The organism is Sulfitobacter sp. M13 (assembly GCF_053474885.1).
The window spans coordinates 399,489-417,358 of the sequence record NZ_CM130281.1 but is presented as its reverse complement, the minus strand read 5'-3'; the positions used below and the strand labels follow the sequence as shown (position 1 = coordinate 417,358).

The 17,870-nt window shown below is 55.7% G+C and carries 15 protein-coding genes; 4 read left to right on the top strand and 11 right to left on the bottom strand.

Annotation, left to right across the window (positions count from 1 at the left end; genetic code table 11):
- Window positions 1-12 precede the first annotated feature (12 nt).
- Together ACVBAU_RS01925 and ACVBAU_RS01920 are read right to left on the bottom strand one after the other, a co-directional pair.
- Window positions 13-891: a ribokinase gene (locus ACVBAU_RS01925; RefSeq protein WP_448327579.1), complete on the bottom strand. Its 879-nt coding sequence runs from the start codon at window positions 889-891 to the stop codon at window positions 13-15.
- On the bottom strand, window positions 888-3,146 hold the full coding sequence (locus ACVBAU_RS01920; RefSeq protein WP_448327578.1) for an NADP-dependent malic enzyme: 2,259 nt from the start codon (window positions 3,144-3,146) through the stop codon (window positions 888-890). The genes ACVBAU_RS01925 and ACVBAU_RS01920 overlap by 4 nt, the downstream gene beginning before the upstream one ends.
- 202 nt (window positions 3,147-3,348) lie before the next feature.
- On the opposite strand from ACVBAU_RS01920, the gene mutS reads away from it, so the two are divergent.
- Window positions 3,349-5,970 carry a DNA mismatch repair protein MutS gene (gene mutS / locus ACVBAU_RS01915; protein ID WP_138925213.1) on the top strand — a complete coding sequence of 874 codons (2,622 nt, stop codon included), beginning with the start codon at window positions 3,349-3,351 and terminating at the stop codon, window positions 5,968-5,970.
- Window positions 5,971-6,032: 62 nt separating this feature from the next.
- Here the strand turns inward: mutS and ACVBAU_RS01910 are convergent, their stop codons facing one another.
- Together ACVBAU_RS01910 and hrcA are read right to left on the bottom strand one after the other, a co-directional pair.
- A complete protein-coding gene (locus tag ACVBAU_RS01910) occupies window positions 6,033-6,596 on the bottom strand; it encodes a nucleotide exchange factor GrpE (protein WP_138924625.1) in 564 nt (187 codons plus the stop codon).
- A 9-nt stretch (window positions 6,597-6,605) separates the two neighbouring features.
- Complete coding sequence (hrcA, locus tag ACVBAU_RS01905) at window positions 6,606-7,640, bottom strand: heat-inducible transcriptional repressor HrcA (protein WP_138924627.1); 1,035 nt, start codon at window positions 7,638-7,640, stop codon at window positions 6,606-6,608.
- A 130-nt stretch (window positions 7,641-7,770) separates the two neighbouring features.
- Between hrcA and rph the strand changes: the two genes are divergently transcribed.
- The 3 genes from rph to hemW are packed head-to-tail and all read left to right on the top strand — an operon-like array spanning window position 7,771 to window position 10,242.
- Entirely contained in the window at window positions 7,771-8,484 is a 714-nt protein-coding gene (gene rph / locus ACVBAU_RS01900) for a ribonuclease PH (protein WP_138924629.1), read from the top strand.
- Entirely contained in the window at window positions 8,481-9,092 is a 612-nt protein-coding gene (gene rdgB / locus ACVBAU_RS01895) for an RdgB/HAM1 family non-canonical purine NTP pyrophosphatase (RefSeq protein ID WP_138924630.1), read from the top strand. The genes rph and rdgB overlap by 4 nt, the downstream gene beginning before the upstream one ends.
- Window positions 9,085-10,242, top strand: coding sequence for a radical SAM family heme chaperone HemW (gene hemW, locus ACVBAU_RS01890; RefSeq protein ID WP_448327574.1), 1,158 nt, complete (start codon window positions 9,085-9,087; stop codon window positions 10,240-10,242). The genes rdgB and hemW overlap by 8 nt, the downstream gene beginning before the upstream one ends.
- Here hemW and ACVBAU_RS01885 read toward each other — a convergent pair.
- The 7 genes from ACVBAU_RS01885 to ACVBAU_RS01855 form a co-directional block, all read right to left on the bottom strand.
- The gene (locus tag ACVBAU_RS01885; RefSeq protein WP_335744727.1) at window positions 10,239-11,075 is read right to left on the bottom strand and encodes a ParB/RepB/Spo0J family partition protein; all 837 of its coding nucleotides are present in this window, start codon (window positions 11,073-11,075) and stop codon (window positions 10,239-10,241) included. The two genes, hemW and ACVBAU_RS01885, sit on opposite strands and share 4 nt — an antisense overlap.
- A 66-nt stretch (window positions 11,076-11,141) precedes the next feature.
- Window positions 11,142-11,942, bottom strand: coding sequence for a ParA family protein (locus tag ACVBAU_RS01880; RefSeq protein WP_138924633.1), 801 nt, complete (start codon window positions 11,940-11,942; stop codon window positions 11,142-11,144).
- Window positions 11,935-12,540 carry a 16S rRNA (guanine(527)-N(7))-methyltransferase RsmG gene (gene rsmG, locus ACVBAU_RS01875; protein WP_448327572.1) on the bottom strand — a complete coding sequence of 202 codons (606 nt, stop codon included), beginning with the start codon at window positions 12,538-12,540 and terminating at the stop codon, window positions 11,935-11,937. Before rsmG ends, ACVBAU_RS01880 begins: the two co-directional genes overlap by 8 nt.
- The gene (gene mnmG / locus ACVBAU_RS01870) at window positions 12,540-14,402 is read right to left on the bottom strand and encodes a tRNA uridine-5-carboxymethylaminomethyl(34) synthesis enzyme MnmG (RefSeq protein WP_448327570.1); all 1,863 of its coding nucleotides are present in this window, start codon (window positions 14,400-14,402) and stop codon (window positions 12,540-12,542) included. The genes rsmG and mnmG overlap by 1 nt, the downstream gene beginning before the upstream one ends.
- Window positions 14,403-14,417: 15 nt before the next feature.
- Window positions 14,418-15,704, bottom strand: coding sequence for a tRNA uridine-5-carboxymethylaminomethyl(34) synthesis GTPase MnmE (gene mnmE, locus ACVBAU_RS01865; RefSeq protein WP_448327568.1), 1,287 nt, complete (start codon window positions 15,702-15,704; stop codon window positions 14,418-14,420).
- Between the two features lie 30 nt (window positions 15,705-15,734).
- Window positions 15,735-17,006 carry a transcription termination factor Rho gene (gene rho, locus ACVBAU_RS01860; RefSeq protein ID WP_138924639.1) on the bottom strand — a complete coding sequence of 424 codons (1,272 nt, stop codon included), beginning with the start codon at window positions 17,004-17,006 and terminating at the stop codon, window positions 15,735-15,737.
- 123 nt (window positions 17,007-17,129) lie between these two features.
- Complete coding sequence (locus ACVBAU_RS01855; RefSeq protein WP_335744723.1) at window positions 17,130-17,579, bottom strand: CopD family protein; 450 nt, start codon at window positions 17,577-17,579, stop codon at window positions 17,130-17,132.
- Window positions 17,580-17,870 lie beyond the last annotated feature (291 nt).

Below are 17,870 nucleotides of genomic sequence, written 5' to 3'. Positions count from 1 at the left end.
TAATCGTTGGGTTCAATCACCGTCGAAACCATGGTCCTGGATGTCTTTGAGGTCCGGGATCACGTCGGCCGTTCCCTGACGCGTCACCATCAAGGCACCCGCCTGCATCGCCAGTATAATCGCATCTTGCATTGAAAGTTTGCGATCCAATGCGGCTATGAGATAACCGGTAAACGTGTCGCCTGCGCCCGTCGTATCGACGGAAATCACGGGATAGGCAGGGAAATTCATCACTGATTTTGCCTGTTTAGAGACCCATTTGCAGCCCTCGGCGCCCAAGGTTACGATAATATCGTCGATCGGCAGGGCGTCGATGCTGGTGCCAACGGCTTTCTCAAGCGCGGCAGCTTCGACTTCGTTTAGCACAAGGAGATCGATGTCTGGCAATACCTCCGCCACGATCTCCGCATCGAAGGGTGCGGCGGCATAGGCCACGCGCAATCCCAGCGTATGCGCAGTGCGCGCGGCAAAGCGTTGGCCCAATGTTTCGTTTTGCATGAGCAGAAAATCACCCGGCGACGCCTCGGACAAAGCGGCACCGATCATCTGGGTGGTGATTTCGTGATTGGCCCCTGAAAACAAAACGATAGCGTTTTCACCATCATCAGCAACACAGATATTCGCATGGCCGGTGGCCGTATCGATCACGCTGATATGCTGCGTCTCGACACCATATTCCAGCAATCGTTCCACGGCCCATTTGCCATCCGGCCCCACGGCGCCGATATGCGTGACGCGCGTGCCGGCACGGGCGGCGGCGACCGACATATTGGCCCCCTTCCCGCCCAAACCCTGCCGGAAATCATGCGCGGCAATTGTTTCCCCCGGCGCAGGCAAATGCCGCAGATAGTAGAAGTTATCTGCGTTGATAGAGCCGAGGTTCCAGATCATTCGCCGACCTTACAGGCTGCTAGAATGGCCATGTTCAAAATGTCGTTCGCCGTGGATGTCGTCGAACAAATCTGGATCGATTTGTCCAAACCGGTCAAAATCGGCCCGATCACAGTGGCGCCCGCCATTTCCTGCATCAGTTTCACAGAAATGCTCGCGGAATGTCGCGCGGGGACCACCAGAATATTCGCAGGCCCCGTCAAACGCGAGAACGGATAGTTCTTCTGGCTCTCGGCGTTCAGCGCGACATCAACGGTCATCTCGCCTTCGTATTCGAATTCAACGCCGCGGGCGTCCAGCACATCGGGGGCGCGCTGCATCTTTTCCGCCCGCTCGGAAACCGGATAGCCAAAGGTAGAGAAGCTGACGAAAGCAACCCGAGGCTCAAGCCCCATGTGACGCGCGACCTTAGCCCCTTTTTCGGCAATGTTGGCCAGATCCTCTTCGTTTGGCCATTCGTGCACCAGCGTATCGCCGATAAATACGATCCGCCCCTTGTGCAGCAACGCGGTAATGCCGACGGCGCCATGTTGGGCGTTGGCGTCGAACACGTGGTTCAGCCGTTCAAGCACATGCGCAGATTTACGGGTCGCACCGGTCACCAGACCGTCGCCATGCCCATGTGCCAGCATCAATGCGGCGAACACGTGACGATCTCGTGCTGCAAGACGGTGTATGTCTTTGCTGTCCGACCCTTTGCGCTGCAACCTGTTGTAAAGATATGACTTATACGTATCCAGATACTGGGTATTGGCCGCGTTCACGATCTCGAGCTCGCGGTGTGCATCCTCCATTCCTGCGGCGGTCAGCTTGGCCTTGACGTCGTCAAGCCGCCCGACCACCAGCGCCTTGCCCAGACCGGAGCGTTGGTACATGACCGCCGCGCGCAAGACCTTGGGGTCATCGCCCTCGGCAAAGATCATCCGCGCCTGATTGGCGCGGGCACGGGCATTGATCCCCCGCAGGATATTCGCCGTCGGGTCCATGCGCGACTTCAGGCTCAGCTCGTAGGCGTCCATATCGATGATCGGGCGCCGCGCGGCACCGGTATTCATCCCTGCACGTGCAACGGCCGGCGGAATACGGTGGATCAATCGCGGGTCAAACGGCGTCGGGATAATGTAATCGCGACCAAAGGTGAGGTTCTTGCCATAGGCGAGCGCCACTTCGTCCGGCACATCCTCGCGCGCAAGATCGGCCAGCGCGTGGGCGCAGGCGATCTTCATCTCGTCGTTGATGGCGCGCGCATGAATATCGAGCGCCCCGCGGAACAGATAGGGAAAGCCCAACACGTTATTTACCTGATTGGGGTAGTCACTGCGGCCTGTGGCGACAATCGCGTCGGCGCGGACTTCGTGTGCTTCTTCGGGGGTGATTTCGGGATCGGGGTTTGCCATCGCAAAGATCACCGGATTATCGGCCATGCTGGCGACCATCGCGGGCGTCACAGCGCCCTTGACAGACACGCCAAGGAACACATCCGCGTTCTTCATCGCCTCTTCCAGGGTCCGCAGATCAGTCTGTGCGGCGTGGGCCGATTTCCACTGGTTCATGCCTTCGGTACGACCTTGATAGATCACGCCTTTAGTGTCGCACATAATGCAGTTGTTATGCTTGGCCCCCATCGCCTTGAGAAGCTCAAGACAGGCGATCCCCGCCGCGCCGGCACCGTTCAAAACGATCTGCACGTCTTCGATCTTTTTGCCCGAAATGCGCAAGGCGTTCAGCAGCCCCGCGGCACAGATTACCGCCGTTCCGTGTTGGTCATCATGAAAGACGGGGATGTCCATCTCTTCTTTCAGGCGCTGTTCGATGATGAAACACTCAGGCGCCTTGATATCCTCAAGGTTTATCCCGCCGAACGTCGGGCCCATCAGCTTGACCGCATTGATGAACGCTTCGGGGTCTTCGGTATCCAGTTCGATGTCGATGGAGTTCACATCGGCGAACCGTTTGAACAGCACCGATTTGCCTTCCATCACCGGCTTTGACGCCAGCGCACCAAGGTTACCCAACCCCAGAACCGCCGTCCCGTTAGAAATCACCGCGACCAAATTGCCCTTGTTGGTATAGTCATACGCCAGTTCGGGGTTCTCGGCGATGGCCTCGCACGGGACGGCGACACCGGGGGAATAGGCAAGGCTCAGATCTCGCTGGGTCGTCATAGGGACGGTCGCGGTGATCTCGAACTTGCCGGGTGTGGGTTCAAGGTGAAAGGCTAGCGCCTCTTCTGGCGTAATACGGTTTTTGTTCACTGGAACGGCTTTCCTCTTGGTTTCTCGCTTGATATCGCCGATCGCCCCTTCACACAATCATGATGGCGCTCACGCTTTGGGCGACGTCGCGGCGACCCCGTGCGCGCAGTGGTCGGTCCGCCCTTTCGTCTGGGGGCGCGGTTTTGTACACAGCGTTAACTCGAACCGGGGGCGCAGAGTGACCGAAGAAAAAATCACGCCAATGATGGCGCAATATCTAGAGCTCAAATCCCAGTACGCCGAAGCGCTGCTGTTCTACCGTATGGGCGACTTCTACGAGATGTTCTTTGACGATGCCGTCGCGGCAGCAGAGGCGCTGGACATTGCCCTGACCAAACGCGGCAAGCACGGCGGCGAAGATATCCCCATGTGTGGCGTTCCGGTACATGCCGCCGAAGGATATTTGCTGACGCTGATCCGCAAGGGGTTTCGCGTCGCGGTCTGCGAACAGATGGAAAGCCCGGCAGAGGCAAAAAAACGCGGCTATAAGTCGGTGGTCAAACGCGATGTCGTGCGGCTGGTCACCCCCGGTACTTTGACCGAAGAATCCCTGCTCGAAGCGCGGCGCCACAACTATCTTGCAGCTTTTGCAGAGGTACGCGACGGCCATGCATTGGCGTGGGTTGATATCTCTACCGGCGCGTTTCACGTCATGCCCCTGACCCTGTCGCGTCTCGGCCCCGAACTGGCACGTCTGGCCCCGTCAGAGCTGATCGTGTCAGAGGCGAAAGAGGCCGATTTGCGCGATTTAGTGTCTGATTTTGATATCGCACTTACCCCAATCGCCCGTTCCGCCTTTGATAGCAGCGGGGCCGAGAAAAGGGTCTGCGATCTGTTTGGTATCGGGTCTCTGGATGCGTTCGGCAGCTTTGAACGCGCCGATATCTCCGCCATGGGCGCGATCATCGACTACCTTGAGATCACGCAAAAAGGCAAACTGCCCCTGCTCCGCCCGCCGCAAAAAGAAGCAGAGGCACGCAGCGTGCAGATCGACGCCGCCACAAGGCGCAACCTTGAACTGACCCACGCGTTGACGGGTGGTCGTTCGGGCACGCTGCTGTCGGTGATGGACAAGACCGTAACGGCAGGTGGTGCGCGCCTGCTCGAACGGCGCATTTCGTCGCCTTCGCGTGTGTTAGAGACGATTCAAGCCCGTCTGGACGCCATTTCCTTTGCCTATGATACGCCGACCATCCGTAGCGATATCCGCCAGCACCTGCGCAATGTGCCTGATCTGGACCGCGCCCTGTCGCGCCTGTCGCTTGATCGTGGTGGCCCCCGCGACCTTGCAGCCCTCCGCAATGGCTTGACCGAAGCAGGGCAATTGGCAGAAAAAATGCAAACCGCCACCCTACCTGATCTGCTGGCCCAAGCCGCCAAAGGGCTCTCCGGCCATGACGACCTGATCGACCTGCTGGACGAAGCCTTGATCGCAGAGCCGCCCCTGCTCGCCCGCGATGGCGGGTTTATCGCGCCCGGTTACAACAGCGAGCTCGACGAAGTGCGCACCCTGCGCGACGAAGGCCGCAGTGTCATTGCGCAGATGCAACAGGATTTCGTCACGCTCACCGGTATCTCTACGCTCAAGATCAAACACAACAATGTGCTTGGCTATTTCGCCGAGGTCACAGCGACTCATGCCGAAAAGATGCTGTCGGCGCCGCTGACGGATACTTTTATCCACCGTCAAACCACAGCCAATCAGGTCCGTTTCACTACCGTGGAGCTTTCTGAAATGGAGACCAAGATCCTTAACGCGGGCAACCATGCGTTAGAGATCGAAAAGCGGCTCTATGAAACGCTGAAACGTGCCATTCTGGACCACTCAGGCCCCATCGGCGTGGCATCGGCCGGACTGGCAGAAATTGATCTGGCTGCTGGGCTGGCCGAGCTTGCACAGTCTCAGAACTGGGTGAAACCCCGCGTCGATAATTCACGTGCCTTCGACATTCAGGGTGGCCGTCACCCGGTAGTGGAACGTGCTTTGGCCCAGCAATCGGGCAGCCCGTTTATTGCCAACGATTGCACCCTGTCGGCCGATGGTGACAACGCGAACATCTGGCTGCTGACCGGCCCCAACATGGCGGGTAAATCGACCTTCCTGCGGCAGAACGCGATCATCGCTTTGATGGCCCAGATGGGCAGCTATGTGCCTGCCGCCAGCGCCCATATCGGCCTGATCAGCCAGATTTTCAGCCGCGTAGGCGCCTCTGACGATCTGGCACGGGGGCGTTCCACGTTTATGGTCGAAATGGTCGAAACCGCCGCGATCCTCAATCAGGCGGACGATCGTGCGCTGGTGATCCTGGATGAGATCGGGCGCGGCACCGCGACCTATGACGGCCTGTCCATCGCTTGGGCCACGCTGGAACATCTGCATGACATCAACCGTTCGCGTGCGCTCTTTGCCACGCACTACCATGAGATGACCGCCCTTTCGAACAAATTGGACGGGGTCGATAATGCCACCGTCGCAGTCAAGGAGTGGGATGGTGAGGTTATCTTCCTGCACGAAGTCAAAAAGGGCGCTGCCGATCGGTCTTATGGCGTGCAGGTTGCGCAGCTTGCCGGATTGCCTGCCTCCGTCATTGCCCGCGCCCGCGTCGTGCTTGAAGCGTTGGAAAAAGGCGAACGCGAAGGCGGCGCAACCCAGAAGACTTTGATTGACGACCTGCCGCTGTTCGCCGTGGCCCCTACACCCGCGCCGCAACCGAAACAGACCTCAAAGCTGGAAGAGACGCTGGCAGACATCATTCCCGATGAGCTCTCTCCACGTGAAGCACTCGAATGGATGTACAAACTAAAAGAGGCGGCCAAAAACTGACCGCCTCCCTCATTTCCAAATGGATTTAAATCCTCCCCGAAGGGCCGCTCTATCCCGGGCGTTTACCCTGCGGGGGTAGAGGATACGCCAACCTGCGCCGGACGCAGCAAACGGTCGTGCAACATGAAACCTTCCGCGGCGACCTGAATGATATCGCCTGCTTTGGTACCAGGCACGGGGGCCTCGAACATCGCTTGGTGATGCTGAGGATCAAATTTTTCGCCCACTTCAGGTGCGATAACTTCCATGCCGTGCTTTTTGAACACGCTCAGCAATTCACGCATCGTCAGCTCGATGCCTTCCAGCAACGGACCAGAGATGGTGCGCTGCTCTTCCGTGGCGGCTTCCAATGCGCGTTTCATGTTGTCGTAAACCGGCAGCATGTCGCGGGCCAGCTTTGACCCGCCATAGTTCTCGGCCTCGCGACGGTCTTTATCAGACCGTTTGCGCGCGTTCTCTGCGTCGGCCAAGGCGCGCATAAAGCGGTCTTTAAACTGGTCGCGTTCGGCACGCAATTCGTCCAGTTCCAACGCTTCGTCGTCAATTTCGGCCATCTCATCAGCATAGGCCTCGGCCTCTGCGTCATCGATATCATCCAGAAATTCGTTCTCTTTCGGCTCTGCCATAATTCACCTCTAGCTGCGGTTCGAAATCAGCTTTCCAACCAGCTGCGCCGTGTAATTCACAATCGGCACGATACGTCCATAATTCAGGCGCGTGGGGCCGATCACTCCGACCGCCCCGATCACCTTACGATCAGCGTTCATATAAGGGGAAACCACCAGAGAGGAACCCGAAAGTGAAAAAAGTTTATTCTCAGAACCAATAAAAATGCGCACACCGTCGCCCGCATCGGCCAATTCGAGGAATTCGGCGATGTCCCGCTTGCGTTCAAGGTCGTCAAACAGCTGGCGGATCAATTCGACGTTCTCTGCCTCGCCTTCGGCGTTGATCAGATTCGACCGCCCCCGCACGATCAATCGCTCGGGTGTCTCGCCCTCACCCTGCCACAAGGCCAGCCCGCTTTCGACAAGTTGCTGCGCCAGAATGTCGATCTGCTGGCGCCGCTGGCTGATCTCATGCGCGATGGTGCGCTGCAATTCCGAGATGGTCTTCCCCTCGACCAGCGCGTTCAGGAAATTCGCGGCCTCGCGCATGCTGCTGGGGGTCTGGCCCGGCGGGGGGGTGAACAAGCGGTTTTCCACGTGACCGTCCGAAAACACCAGAACGACCAGCGCCCTGTCGTGAGACAGTGAAACGAATTCGATATGCTTAATCGGCGCTTCGTGCTTTGGCGTCAGCACGAGCGAGGCGCCTTGTGTCACGCCGGACAATGCCGACCCCACGCGATCAAGGATACCGCCGACATCGGCGTTGTTGTTGCCAACGGTCGCATCAATCTTTTCGCGGTCGGTTTCTGTCGGGTCGCCAATCTCGATCATGCCGTCAACGAACATCCGCAGGCCCATCTGCGTCGGGATACGGCCCGCGCTGACATGGGGGCTGCCAAGCAGGCCCATATATTCAAGATCCTGCATCACATTGCGAATGGTGGCTGCGCTGACCTTTTCGCTGAAATCACGGGTCAGCGTGCGCGACCCCACAGGGTCCCCATTGGCCAGATAGCCTTCGACCACGCGGCGGAAAACTTCACGCGAGCGATCATTCATTTCTTCTAAAACTGTTGGTGCTTTGTCCATATAGTCAGAAGTATGTGCGTCAGGGGGCAAACGTCAATCGGGGTTGCATCGCGCCGCAACGCAGAGTTATCCCCAAAGGCAAATGGAAAAGGAATTACCTATGCGCCCCTCTGGTCGGAAACTTGATGAATTGCGTGCCGTGTCGATTGAAACCGGCTTTACCAAACACGCCGAAGGATCGGCCCTGATCAAGATGGGCGACACCCACGTGCTGTGTACAGCAACGATCGAAGACCGCGTGCCCCCGTTTATCAAAGGCTCCGGTCTGGGTTGGGTCACCGCCGAATACGGCATGCTGCCGCGCGCTACCAACACCCGTATGCGCCGCGAGGCCGCGATGGGCAAACAAGGCGGGCGCACCGTTGAAATTCAACGTCTTATCGGCCGTGCCCTGCGCGCCGGTGTGGATCGCAGTGCCTTGGGCGAACGCCAGATCACCATCGACTGCGACGTGCTGCAGGCCGACGGTGGCACACGTTGTGCGTCTATCACGGGCGGTTGGGTCGCATTGAAGCTCGCGGTAAACAAACTCATGAAGGCCGGTGATGTCATCAGCGACCCGCTGGTTGATCCGGTCGCGGCGATCAGTTGTGGTATCTACGCGGGACAGCCCGTGCTCGACCTCGACTACCCCGAGGATTCCGAAGCGGGCGTTGACGGTAACTTTATCATGACCGGCACTGGCAAGCTGATCGAGATCCAGATGAGCGCCGAAGGCTCTACCTATTCACGCGACCAGATGAACCAGCTGATGGACCTCGCTGAAAAGGGCGTGGCAGAGCTGGTTGAGATGCAAAAGGCAGCCACCGCATGACCCGCAAATTTACTGGCGACCAGATTTTGGTCGCCACCCACAACGCGGGCAAACTGCAAGAAATGACAGAGCTTTTCGCCCCCTTCGGCGTCTCTGTCAAAGGTGCCGCCGAAATGAACCTGGGCGAACCTGAAGAAACCGAAAGCACTTTTATCGGCAATGCCCGCATCAAAGCACGTGCGGCAGTCGAGGCGACAGGCCTCCCTGCCCTTGCGGATGATTCCGGCATAGAGGTCGAAGCGCTGGACGGTGCCCCCGGTGTCTACACTGCCGACTGGTCCGAAACGCCGAACGGGCGTGATTTCGTCATGGCAATGACCAAGACCCATAACCTGTTGGAAGAGGCAAACGCCCCCCATCCCCGTCGTGCTCGGTTCTGCGCGACATTGGTGTTGGTCTGGCCAGACGGCCACGAAGAGATTTTCGAAGGTCGGGTTAACGGTTCCCTCGTTTGGCCAATCCGTGGCGAAATCGGTCACGGCTACGATCCAATGTTCCAGCCCGATGGACACAATCAAACCTTCGGCGAAATGTCCGCCGACGCGAAAAACGCAATCAGCCACCGTGCGGATGCTTTCGCCAAACTGATTTCTGCCTGCTTTGACTGAGGATTGGCGTCAGGGCGGATTTGGCCTTTATATCCATTGGCCATTTTGCGAGGCTAAATGCCCCTATTGTGACTTTAACAGCCATGTTAGTCGCTCAATCGACCAACGCGCTTGGCGTGACGCCTATCTGTCAGAGCTGGAACGCGGCGCAGCCGAAACCCAAGGACGTGTGTTGAACGCTGTCTTTTTCGGCGGCGGCACCCCAAGCTTGATGGACCCTGATGTCGTCGCGGACGTCATTGCCGCAATTCGGCGCCTTTGGCCAACAGCTAATGACTTGGAAATTACCCTTGAAGCGAACCCAGGCTCGGTCGAGGCCGATCGCTTCGCCGCTTTCCGGCAGGCCGGCGTTAACCGTATTTCGATGGGGATACAGGCGCTGAACGACGCTGACCTGAAACGGCTTGGGCGAATTCATACCATCGCAGAGGGACTGGCAGCGTTCGATATTGCCCGCACGACATTCGACCGCGTCAGCTTTGATCTTATCTATGGGCGCCAGAACCAGACCTTGGTCGACTGGCAGGCCGAACTGAAGCAGGCCCTATCCCTCGCGATAGACCATATGTCTTTGTACCAATTGACGATCGAACAAGGCACCGCCTTTGGGGATCGCTACGCGATCGGAAAGCTTCGAGGGCTTCCCACTGATGACCTTGGTGCCGATATGTATGCAGCAACCCAAGACATCTGCGGAGAGATGGGTATGCCATCTTACGAGGTGTCTAACCATGCGCGCGACGGCGCCCAATCGCGGCATAACCTCATCTACTGGCGGTACGGCGATTATCTGGGTATCGGCCCCGGGGCGCATGGACGTTTGACCCAGAATGGCAATCGATTTGCGACCGAATGCTTCAGCAACCCCAAACGCTGGCTCGACGCGAGCGTAAGTGGAGCCACAGAAAAACCCCGCGAGCTGCTTACCACCGAGGATCAAGGCAGCGAGTTTTTGATGATGGGCCTGCGCTTGAAAGAAGGTGTTGACCTTCGACGTTACGAGGCCCTCGCGGGTGCCCCCCTATCGACAAAAAAAATCACCCAGATGCAGGACATCGGGATGATTTCTAGGGTTCATGATCAGCTTTTTGTCACTGATCAGGGTTTTATGGTGCTGAACGCTATCCTGGCCGAGCTATTGTCCGATTAAGAAGCCGACAAACGTTGGCAGAGTTCGTCCAGCTCATCCATGGTCGTGTAATGCAGTACCATCTGGCCGGCTTCCTGCCCGGGTTTATGGTTCAGCGTTACTTTCAGGCCCAGATTCGCCGAAAGATCGCCTTCAAGTGCGCGGGTGTCTGCATCTTTCTCACCAGTCGGTCGAGCGGTGCGTTTTTCAACACCACCATTTTCTGCCTGATGCTCTTTCTTAATCAAAGCTTCGGCAGCCCGTACCGACAAGCCGCCCGCAATAATCTGCTTCGCAAGCTTTTCGGGGTTCTTTGACGGAACCAAGGTCCGTGCGTGTCCAGCCGTCAGATCACCCTGCCGCACCAATTCCAGCACATTTTCAGGCAGGTTCAAAAGCCGCAGTAAGTTGGCAATATGGCTTCGACTTTTACCCAGGGCTTCGGCCATTTTTTCCTGCGTGTGCCCGAAACGATCCATCAGCTGGCGATAACCTGCAGCCTCTTCGATCGAGTTGAGGTCCGCGCGCTGAATGTTTTCGATAATCGCGACTTCAAGAACTTCGACGTCGGTAAATTCGCGGACAATGATCGGCAGCTGGTGCAGCTGCGCCATTTGCGACGCACGCCAGCGCCGTTCGCCGGCAACAATCTCGAATGTTCCGTCCTCGCGGCGGCGCACGATCAGCGGCTGGATGACCCCTTTTTCTCGGATCGAATTCGCAAGATCCTCCAGATCCTGTGGATCAAATCGCTTGCGCGGCTGCTCCGGGTTAGGAGAGATTTTTTCGATCGGAACATACTGTTCCGCTGCGCCTTCTGATGCCACCGTTTGTGTCTCCGCTACATCTGCCATCAAAGCCGACAATCCGCGACCCAAACCGCGTCGTTTGTCTCTATCTGCCATTGCCTGACCCCTTATTTATATAACACTATTCGCCAGTACTTCTCGCGCGAGATCGCGATACGCCTTGGCACCTTTCGATCCGCTATCATAGCTAAGAACCGGCATCGCGTAGCTTGGTGCCTCGCTGACGCGGACATTCCGCGGGATGACAGTTCTATATACCAGTTCACCCAGATTACTTCGGGCGTCCTGCTCAACCTGTTGAGACAGATTATTCCGCCGATCATACATCGTCAGAAGAACCCCCTCGATCCGAAGATCTTTATTACCGTTCTGCCTGACCTCTCGGATTGTAAGCATAAGCTGCGAGAGCCCTTCCAAAGCAAAAAATTCGCTTTGCAGTGGGACCAGAACTGAATGCGCCGCGATCATCGCGTTCACCGTCAACAAGTTCAGCGATGGGGGGCAGTCGATTAAGATATAATCAAAGGCGTAGCTGTCCATTTGGGTCTGACGCAATGCGTCATGCAATAGAAAGCTTCTCTTTTCGTTAGAGATAAGCTCCATATCAGCCGAACTGAGATCGACCGTCGCAGCAACGATGTGCAGGCCCTCCGTTTCGGTTGACATGATAACTTGGTCCAGATCGATATCTTCGAGCAGCAGTTCGTATGTTGTAAACTCTCTATCATCGAGTTCGATACCCAAACCCGTTGAGGCATTCCCCTGCGGATCAAGGTCGATCACGAGAACGCGTTGCTTTTGCTCGACCAATGCGGCAGCCAAATTTATCGTCGTTGTGGTTTTTCCCACGCCGCCTTTCTGGTTCGCAATCGCAATAATCTTTGGTCCTGATGGCCTAGACAGGTCAGACATGATTGATTTCCTTGATCTTAAGGATTGCAGCTGAGCTGTTCGTCTTACTCGGGATCGCCTCGTAGGTATAGGCCCACTTCAATTTCGCCGCGTTATGCTCCTCGCGCCAATTTTCGCCTTTCGGAAAGAGCGCAGTTCCAGATGGGCTCATATGAAGGCTGGCAAATCCCATTAGGGTAGATAGATCAGCGAGAGCTCGTGCGCTAAGCACATCTGCCGATAGCGGCTCGATTGATTCAATCCGGTCATTTACCACCGACGCGCTGAGACTAAGCTCACGAATTGCCGTGCGCAGAAATACACACTTTCTCTGATCGCTTTCAACCAGGGTGAACCTAGTATCCCGTCCCTCTTGCTCTGCCATCAACGCTAGTATTATTGCCGGGAACCCGCCGCCACTTCCCAAATCGACCCAATGGTCTGCCTTTGGTGCGTGCGCGTAAAGCTGAATAGAATCTTGAATATGCCGATCCCAAAGCTCGGACACGCTTGCCTTGGAAACGAGATTGATCTTCACTGTCCACTTTTCTACGAGACCTGCAAAATGCTGAAGCTTATTCAATGTTTCACGTGAAACATCGCCATCTGATCCGATCATTATGCTGACTTCTTTCGGCTGTCACGTTTTAGATGTGATAGTAGCAGTGTTAGCGCAGATGGAGTCATGCCATCAATCCGGGCCGCCTGTGAAAGGTTTCCGGGCCGGGAAAGCGATAGTTTCGATTTCAGTTCATTAGACAACCCATCTATCGAACTATAATCAAATTCAATAGGAATAACATGTGCTTCGTCCTTCTGTAGAAGGTCTATATCCCTCTTCTGCCGCACAATGTAATGTGCGTACAGTGCGTCGCGTTCGACCTGTCGCCGAATTTGGGGCTCGATAATCTCAAGCTCAGAGCTAATCTTAATGAGGTGTTCGAACGTCACATCTGGGAACGCCAGAAGCTCAAAGCCAGTTCGCTTGGACCCGTCTTGACTAACCTTAATCCCAGCAGACTCAATGGTCTTAGAGGCGTAAGCAGACTTGGTAAGCATCTCCATAGCGTCTTCGATTTTGGCCATCTTAGTCTGAAAGCTCTCGATCCGCTCCGCACCGGCGACACCCAATGCCATAGCAATCGGCGTCAATCTCTGGTCTGCATTATCCGCGCGAAGCGAAAGGCGGAATTCGGCTCGCGATGTAAACATCCGATAAGGCTCGGCTACACCCCGCGTTGTAAGGTCATCAACCATCACCCCGATGTAGCTTCCCGACCGGCTAAAGGTAATTGCTTCCTTGCCCTGAGCCAGTAGCCCGGCGTTCAACCCAGCGACCAATCCTTGCGCAGCAGCCTCTTCATAACCGGTCGTTCCGTTAATCTGACCCGCCAAGAAAAGGCCCGGCACGCTTCGCACGGCGAGCGTCAGGTCAAGGGCCCGAGGGTCTACGTAGTCGTATTCAATCGCATAACCAGGCTGGATGATCTCAACCCGCTCTAATCCGACCATAGAACGTACGTACTCAAGCTGCACATCTTCGGGTAAAGATGTAGAAATACCGTTCGGATAAATGGTGTGGTCGTCAGCGCCCTCAGGCTCTAGAAACACCTGATGAGAGGTCTTATCGGCAAACCTTACGACCTTATCCTCGATCGAGGGACAATAGCGCGGGCCAACACCATCTATATGACCGCCATACATCGCGGAACGCGCGAGGTTGCTGCGAATAATGTCGTGGGTTTTCTCATTCGTATGGGTGATGCCGCAAGCAATTTGGGGCGCTGATGTCGCTTTAGACAAGAACGAAAAAAGCACAGGCTCGGCATCCCCTGGCTGGGATTCAAGCTTCTCCCAGTCAATGGTCCGACCATCTAGCCGCGGTGGCGTTCCTGTCTTCAAACGCCCAAGTGGCAGGTCAAATGAATCGATACGTTTTGCGAGATCAACGGAGGCCTTATCGCCCATTCGGCCACCAGAGCGTGACACATCACCGATATGAATAACGCCGCGAAGGAACGTGCCAGTGGTCAGAACAACCGCCGCCGCAGAAATTTTCAATCCATCGGACAGCACAGCTCCGCCTACGCGCCCGTTTGTAACGATAAAGTCGGTGACTTCGCCCTCAATAATCTCAAGATTGGCTTGCTGTTCGGTCTCTGAAAGCATTTCGCGACGATATATGGCGCGATCTGCTTGGGCGCGCGGTCCCTGTACGGCTGGGCCCTTGCGACGATTAAGAAGACGAAACTGAATGCCGGCCTTATCCGCAACTCGGCCCATCACGCCGTCCATCGCGTCAATTTCGCGCACAAGGTGCCCTTTTCCCAATCCGCCGATTGCAGGGTTACAGGACATCACGCCGATTCCATCGCGCGACATTGTTATCAAAGCGGTACTTGCACCTAAACGTGCCGACGCATGCGCAGCCTCGGCGCCGGCATGCCCACCACCAATAACAATGACATCAAAATGTTTCACGTGAAACTTTCCAATCTATTTACCCAAGCAAAAGCTCGAGAAGATTACATCTAGCAGATTTTCCACGTCAATCCGACCAACCAACGCCTCAAGCGCACGAATCGAATGGCGCAGTTCTTCTGACGCTATATCATATTGATCAGGCCCATGATCCAGTACCAACATCGCAGATGCCAGACCTTCGGCAGATTTCTGCAATGCAACGCGATGACGCTCATGCGTGGCCAATCCGGCGTTCAAGCTCCGAACACTTAGAATTTCTTGAATTCTATCAACGAGTTGCTTTACGCCCTGCCCGGTGACACCTGATATTGCCCCCTTTGGGTCGTCTAAAAGATCGGCCTTCGGGCGCAAGATAATATCATCGGGGATAAGAGAAACAGGAAGCTCCTCGCCTTGCTCAACCAAAAAGACCCGTAGGTCTGCCTGTTGAGCTCTATGTTTAGCGCGGTCAATTCCGATCGCTTCAACCTCGTCGGCGCCCTCTCGTAGACCGGCAGTATCAAGGAGTGTGACAGGTAATCCGCCTAGATCCATCCGGACCTCGATGATATCACGCGTCGTGCCCGCAACAGCCGAGGTGATCGCAGCATCGCGTCCCGCCAGAGCATTCAGTAAAGTCGACTTACCAGCATTCGGTCGTCCGATAATAGCGACCTCAAATCCGGTTCTGATCCGTTCGGCGGTGTGTGTACCTGCAAGTTCTTTTGAAATGTCGGCATTCACCGCAGTAAGAAGCGCAGTCACTTCCGGCGAAACGTCCACCGGGACATCCTCGTCAGCGAAATCGATGGTTACTTCGAGCAGAGCAGCGGCGCGTATTAGTTTTTCGCGCCAGATGTCAACTTTCTGGCCCAAGTGACCGGACAGAACGCGTAACGCTTGCTTGCGCTGAACCTCAGTCTCCGCCTCGATCAAATCACCCAAGCCTTCGACCTGGGTGAGATCAAGCTTACCGTTCTCCATCGCTCGACGCGTAAATTCGCCAGGTTCCGCGAGGCGAGCGTTGTCGAAGCCGGAGAGTAATCGTAGCACAGCCCGCACTACCGCAATACTCCCGTGTAGGTGCAACTCTACCGTGTCTTCGCCGGTAAAACTGTTAGGCCCCTTAAACGTGAGAACCAACGCGCGATCAAGGATTTGCCCCTCGGCGTCGCTGACCGCGCGAACCGCGGCTTGGCGCACTGCTGGCAGGGGCGATGCGATGGCATTTGCGATTAAAAAAGCCTGCGGGCCCGAGATACGAATGACGCAAACACCGGCCCGCCCCTGCGCTGTGGCTTGGGCGAATATCGTATCCATATCATTTAACCCACTGAATTAAGTGAATATTTAGCTGTTCATCGAGTCGAAGAAATCGGAATTTGTCTTCGTTTGCTTCAATTTCCCGATCAGGAATTCGATTGCATCCGTGGTACCCATTGGGTTCAGAATACGACGCAAGACAAATGTCTTTTGCAGATCGATTTTATCGACCAACAGATCTTCTTTCCGCGTGCCGGACTTGAGGATATCCATCGCAGGGAAGACGCGTTTGTCTGCGATCTTGCGATCCAGCACGATTTCAGAGTTACCGGTCCCTTTGAATTCTTCAAAGATGACTTCGTCCATGCGGCTGCCGGTATCGATCAGTGCGGTCGCGATAATGGTCAGCGACCCGCCCTCTTCGATATTACGCGCGGCACCAAAGAAACGCTTCGGACGTTGCAGCGCGTTCGCATCAACACCACCGGTCAGAACCTTACCGGACGATGGTACCACAGTGTTAAAGGCGCGCCCCAAACGGGTGATCGAATCCAGCAAAATTACGACGTCGCGCTTGTGTTCAACCAGACGTTTTGCCTTTTCGATAACCATTTCGGACACAGCAACGTGACGGGTCGCAGGCTCGTCGAAGGTCGAGGAGACGACCTCCCCTTTGACACTACGCTGCATATCAGTGACTTCTTCGGGGCGTTCATCGATCAGCAAAACGATCAAATAGCACTCAGGGTGGTTCTTTTCGATCGAATTGGCAATATTTTGCAGCAAAACGGTTTTACCAGTCCGTGGCGGCGCCACGATCAAACAGCGCTGGCCTTTACCGATGGGCGATACCAGATCGATAATACGTGCCGAGCGGTCCTTGATCGTTGGATCATCGACTTCCATCGTGAGGCGTTCGTCGGGGTAAAGCGGCGTCAGGTTTTCAAAAGCAACCTTGTGGCGGGCCTTTTCGGGCTCCTCAAAGTTGATCTTGGTCACTTCGGTCAGCGCAAAGTAGCGTTCGGTATCATCCGGCGCCTTGATCAATCCTTCGATCGTGTCCCCCGTGCGCAGCGAGTGCTGGCGGATCATCTCGGGCGAAACGTAGATATCATCGGGGCCCGGCAGGTAGTTTGCCTCGGGCGAGCGGAGGAAACCGAAGCCGTCCTGCAACACTTCCAGCACACCATCGCCAGAGATTTCCCACCCTTCATCCGCGCGTTCGCGCAGAATCTGGAACATCATCTCGCCTTTACGCATCGTGGATGCGTTTTCGATCTCAAGCTCTTCGGCCATCGCCAAAAGATTCTTGGGCGTCTGCGCCTTTAGATCGGCAAGGTTAAGTGTTTCGGTTGTCATGGAAATATCCTGTTCCGGTCCCGGAATACGGGCGGGTCGTGTCATAAAAATGGGCAGATTAATACAAACCCCGGACGGGGTGCAGCAAACACATACTCAGATTGGCCGGTTTCGTCAATCAACTTAGAATTTCACGACAACCGAGAACACAATGATGATCATCAGCAGGGTCGGTACTTCGTTCATGATCCGGTAACGTTTTCCGCTTAGGCTGTTCTCCCCCGCTGCAAAGGCCCGCACACGCCCGACAAGCCACCCGTGAAAGCCCGTCATTGCAAACACACTGGCACCCTTAGTCCAGGGCCACACAGCGCCCCAGTCAACAATGCCGGGCGTGAGAACCAGCGCCAGCCCAAAGATCCACGTGCCGATCATCGCAGGACGCATGATGACTGTGGCGAGCTTGAACTCCATCATTTTGAAAAGATCATGGGTCGGGCCGCTTTGGCCTACCTGCTCGGTATGATGGACGAGAAGGCGCGGCAGATAGAACAGCGCGGCCATCCACGAAATGACCGAAATGATATGAAGCGATTTTACCCAAGGGTAGGCGATGGCAAGCAGGTCGGTCATGTCAGACTCCGGTTTGGGTCTTCTTACTAATATAAATAAGAAAAGAAGAAAGATGATGATGTAAGTAGGGAGACCATTTTCTGTGGATTACTGTTTTGTACCTCGATTTATCCACCTGTGTACTTCGTAAATCCTCCGACAGTGATAAGTCACGGGATGTCAAATTAAAATTAATATTTTCAGTGGGTTATTCGAAAAAAAATCGGGGGATAACCTGTGTAGGTCTGTGGATAAGCTTGGGATTAACTCCGTTCAGGGGATTTCGGATTTATCCTTATGCCTGCCCGTATA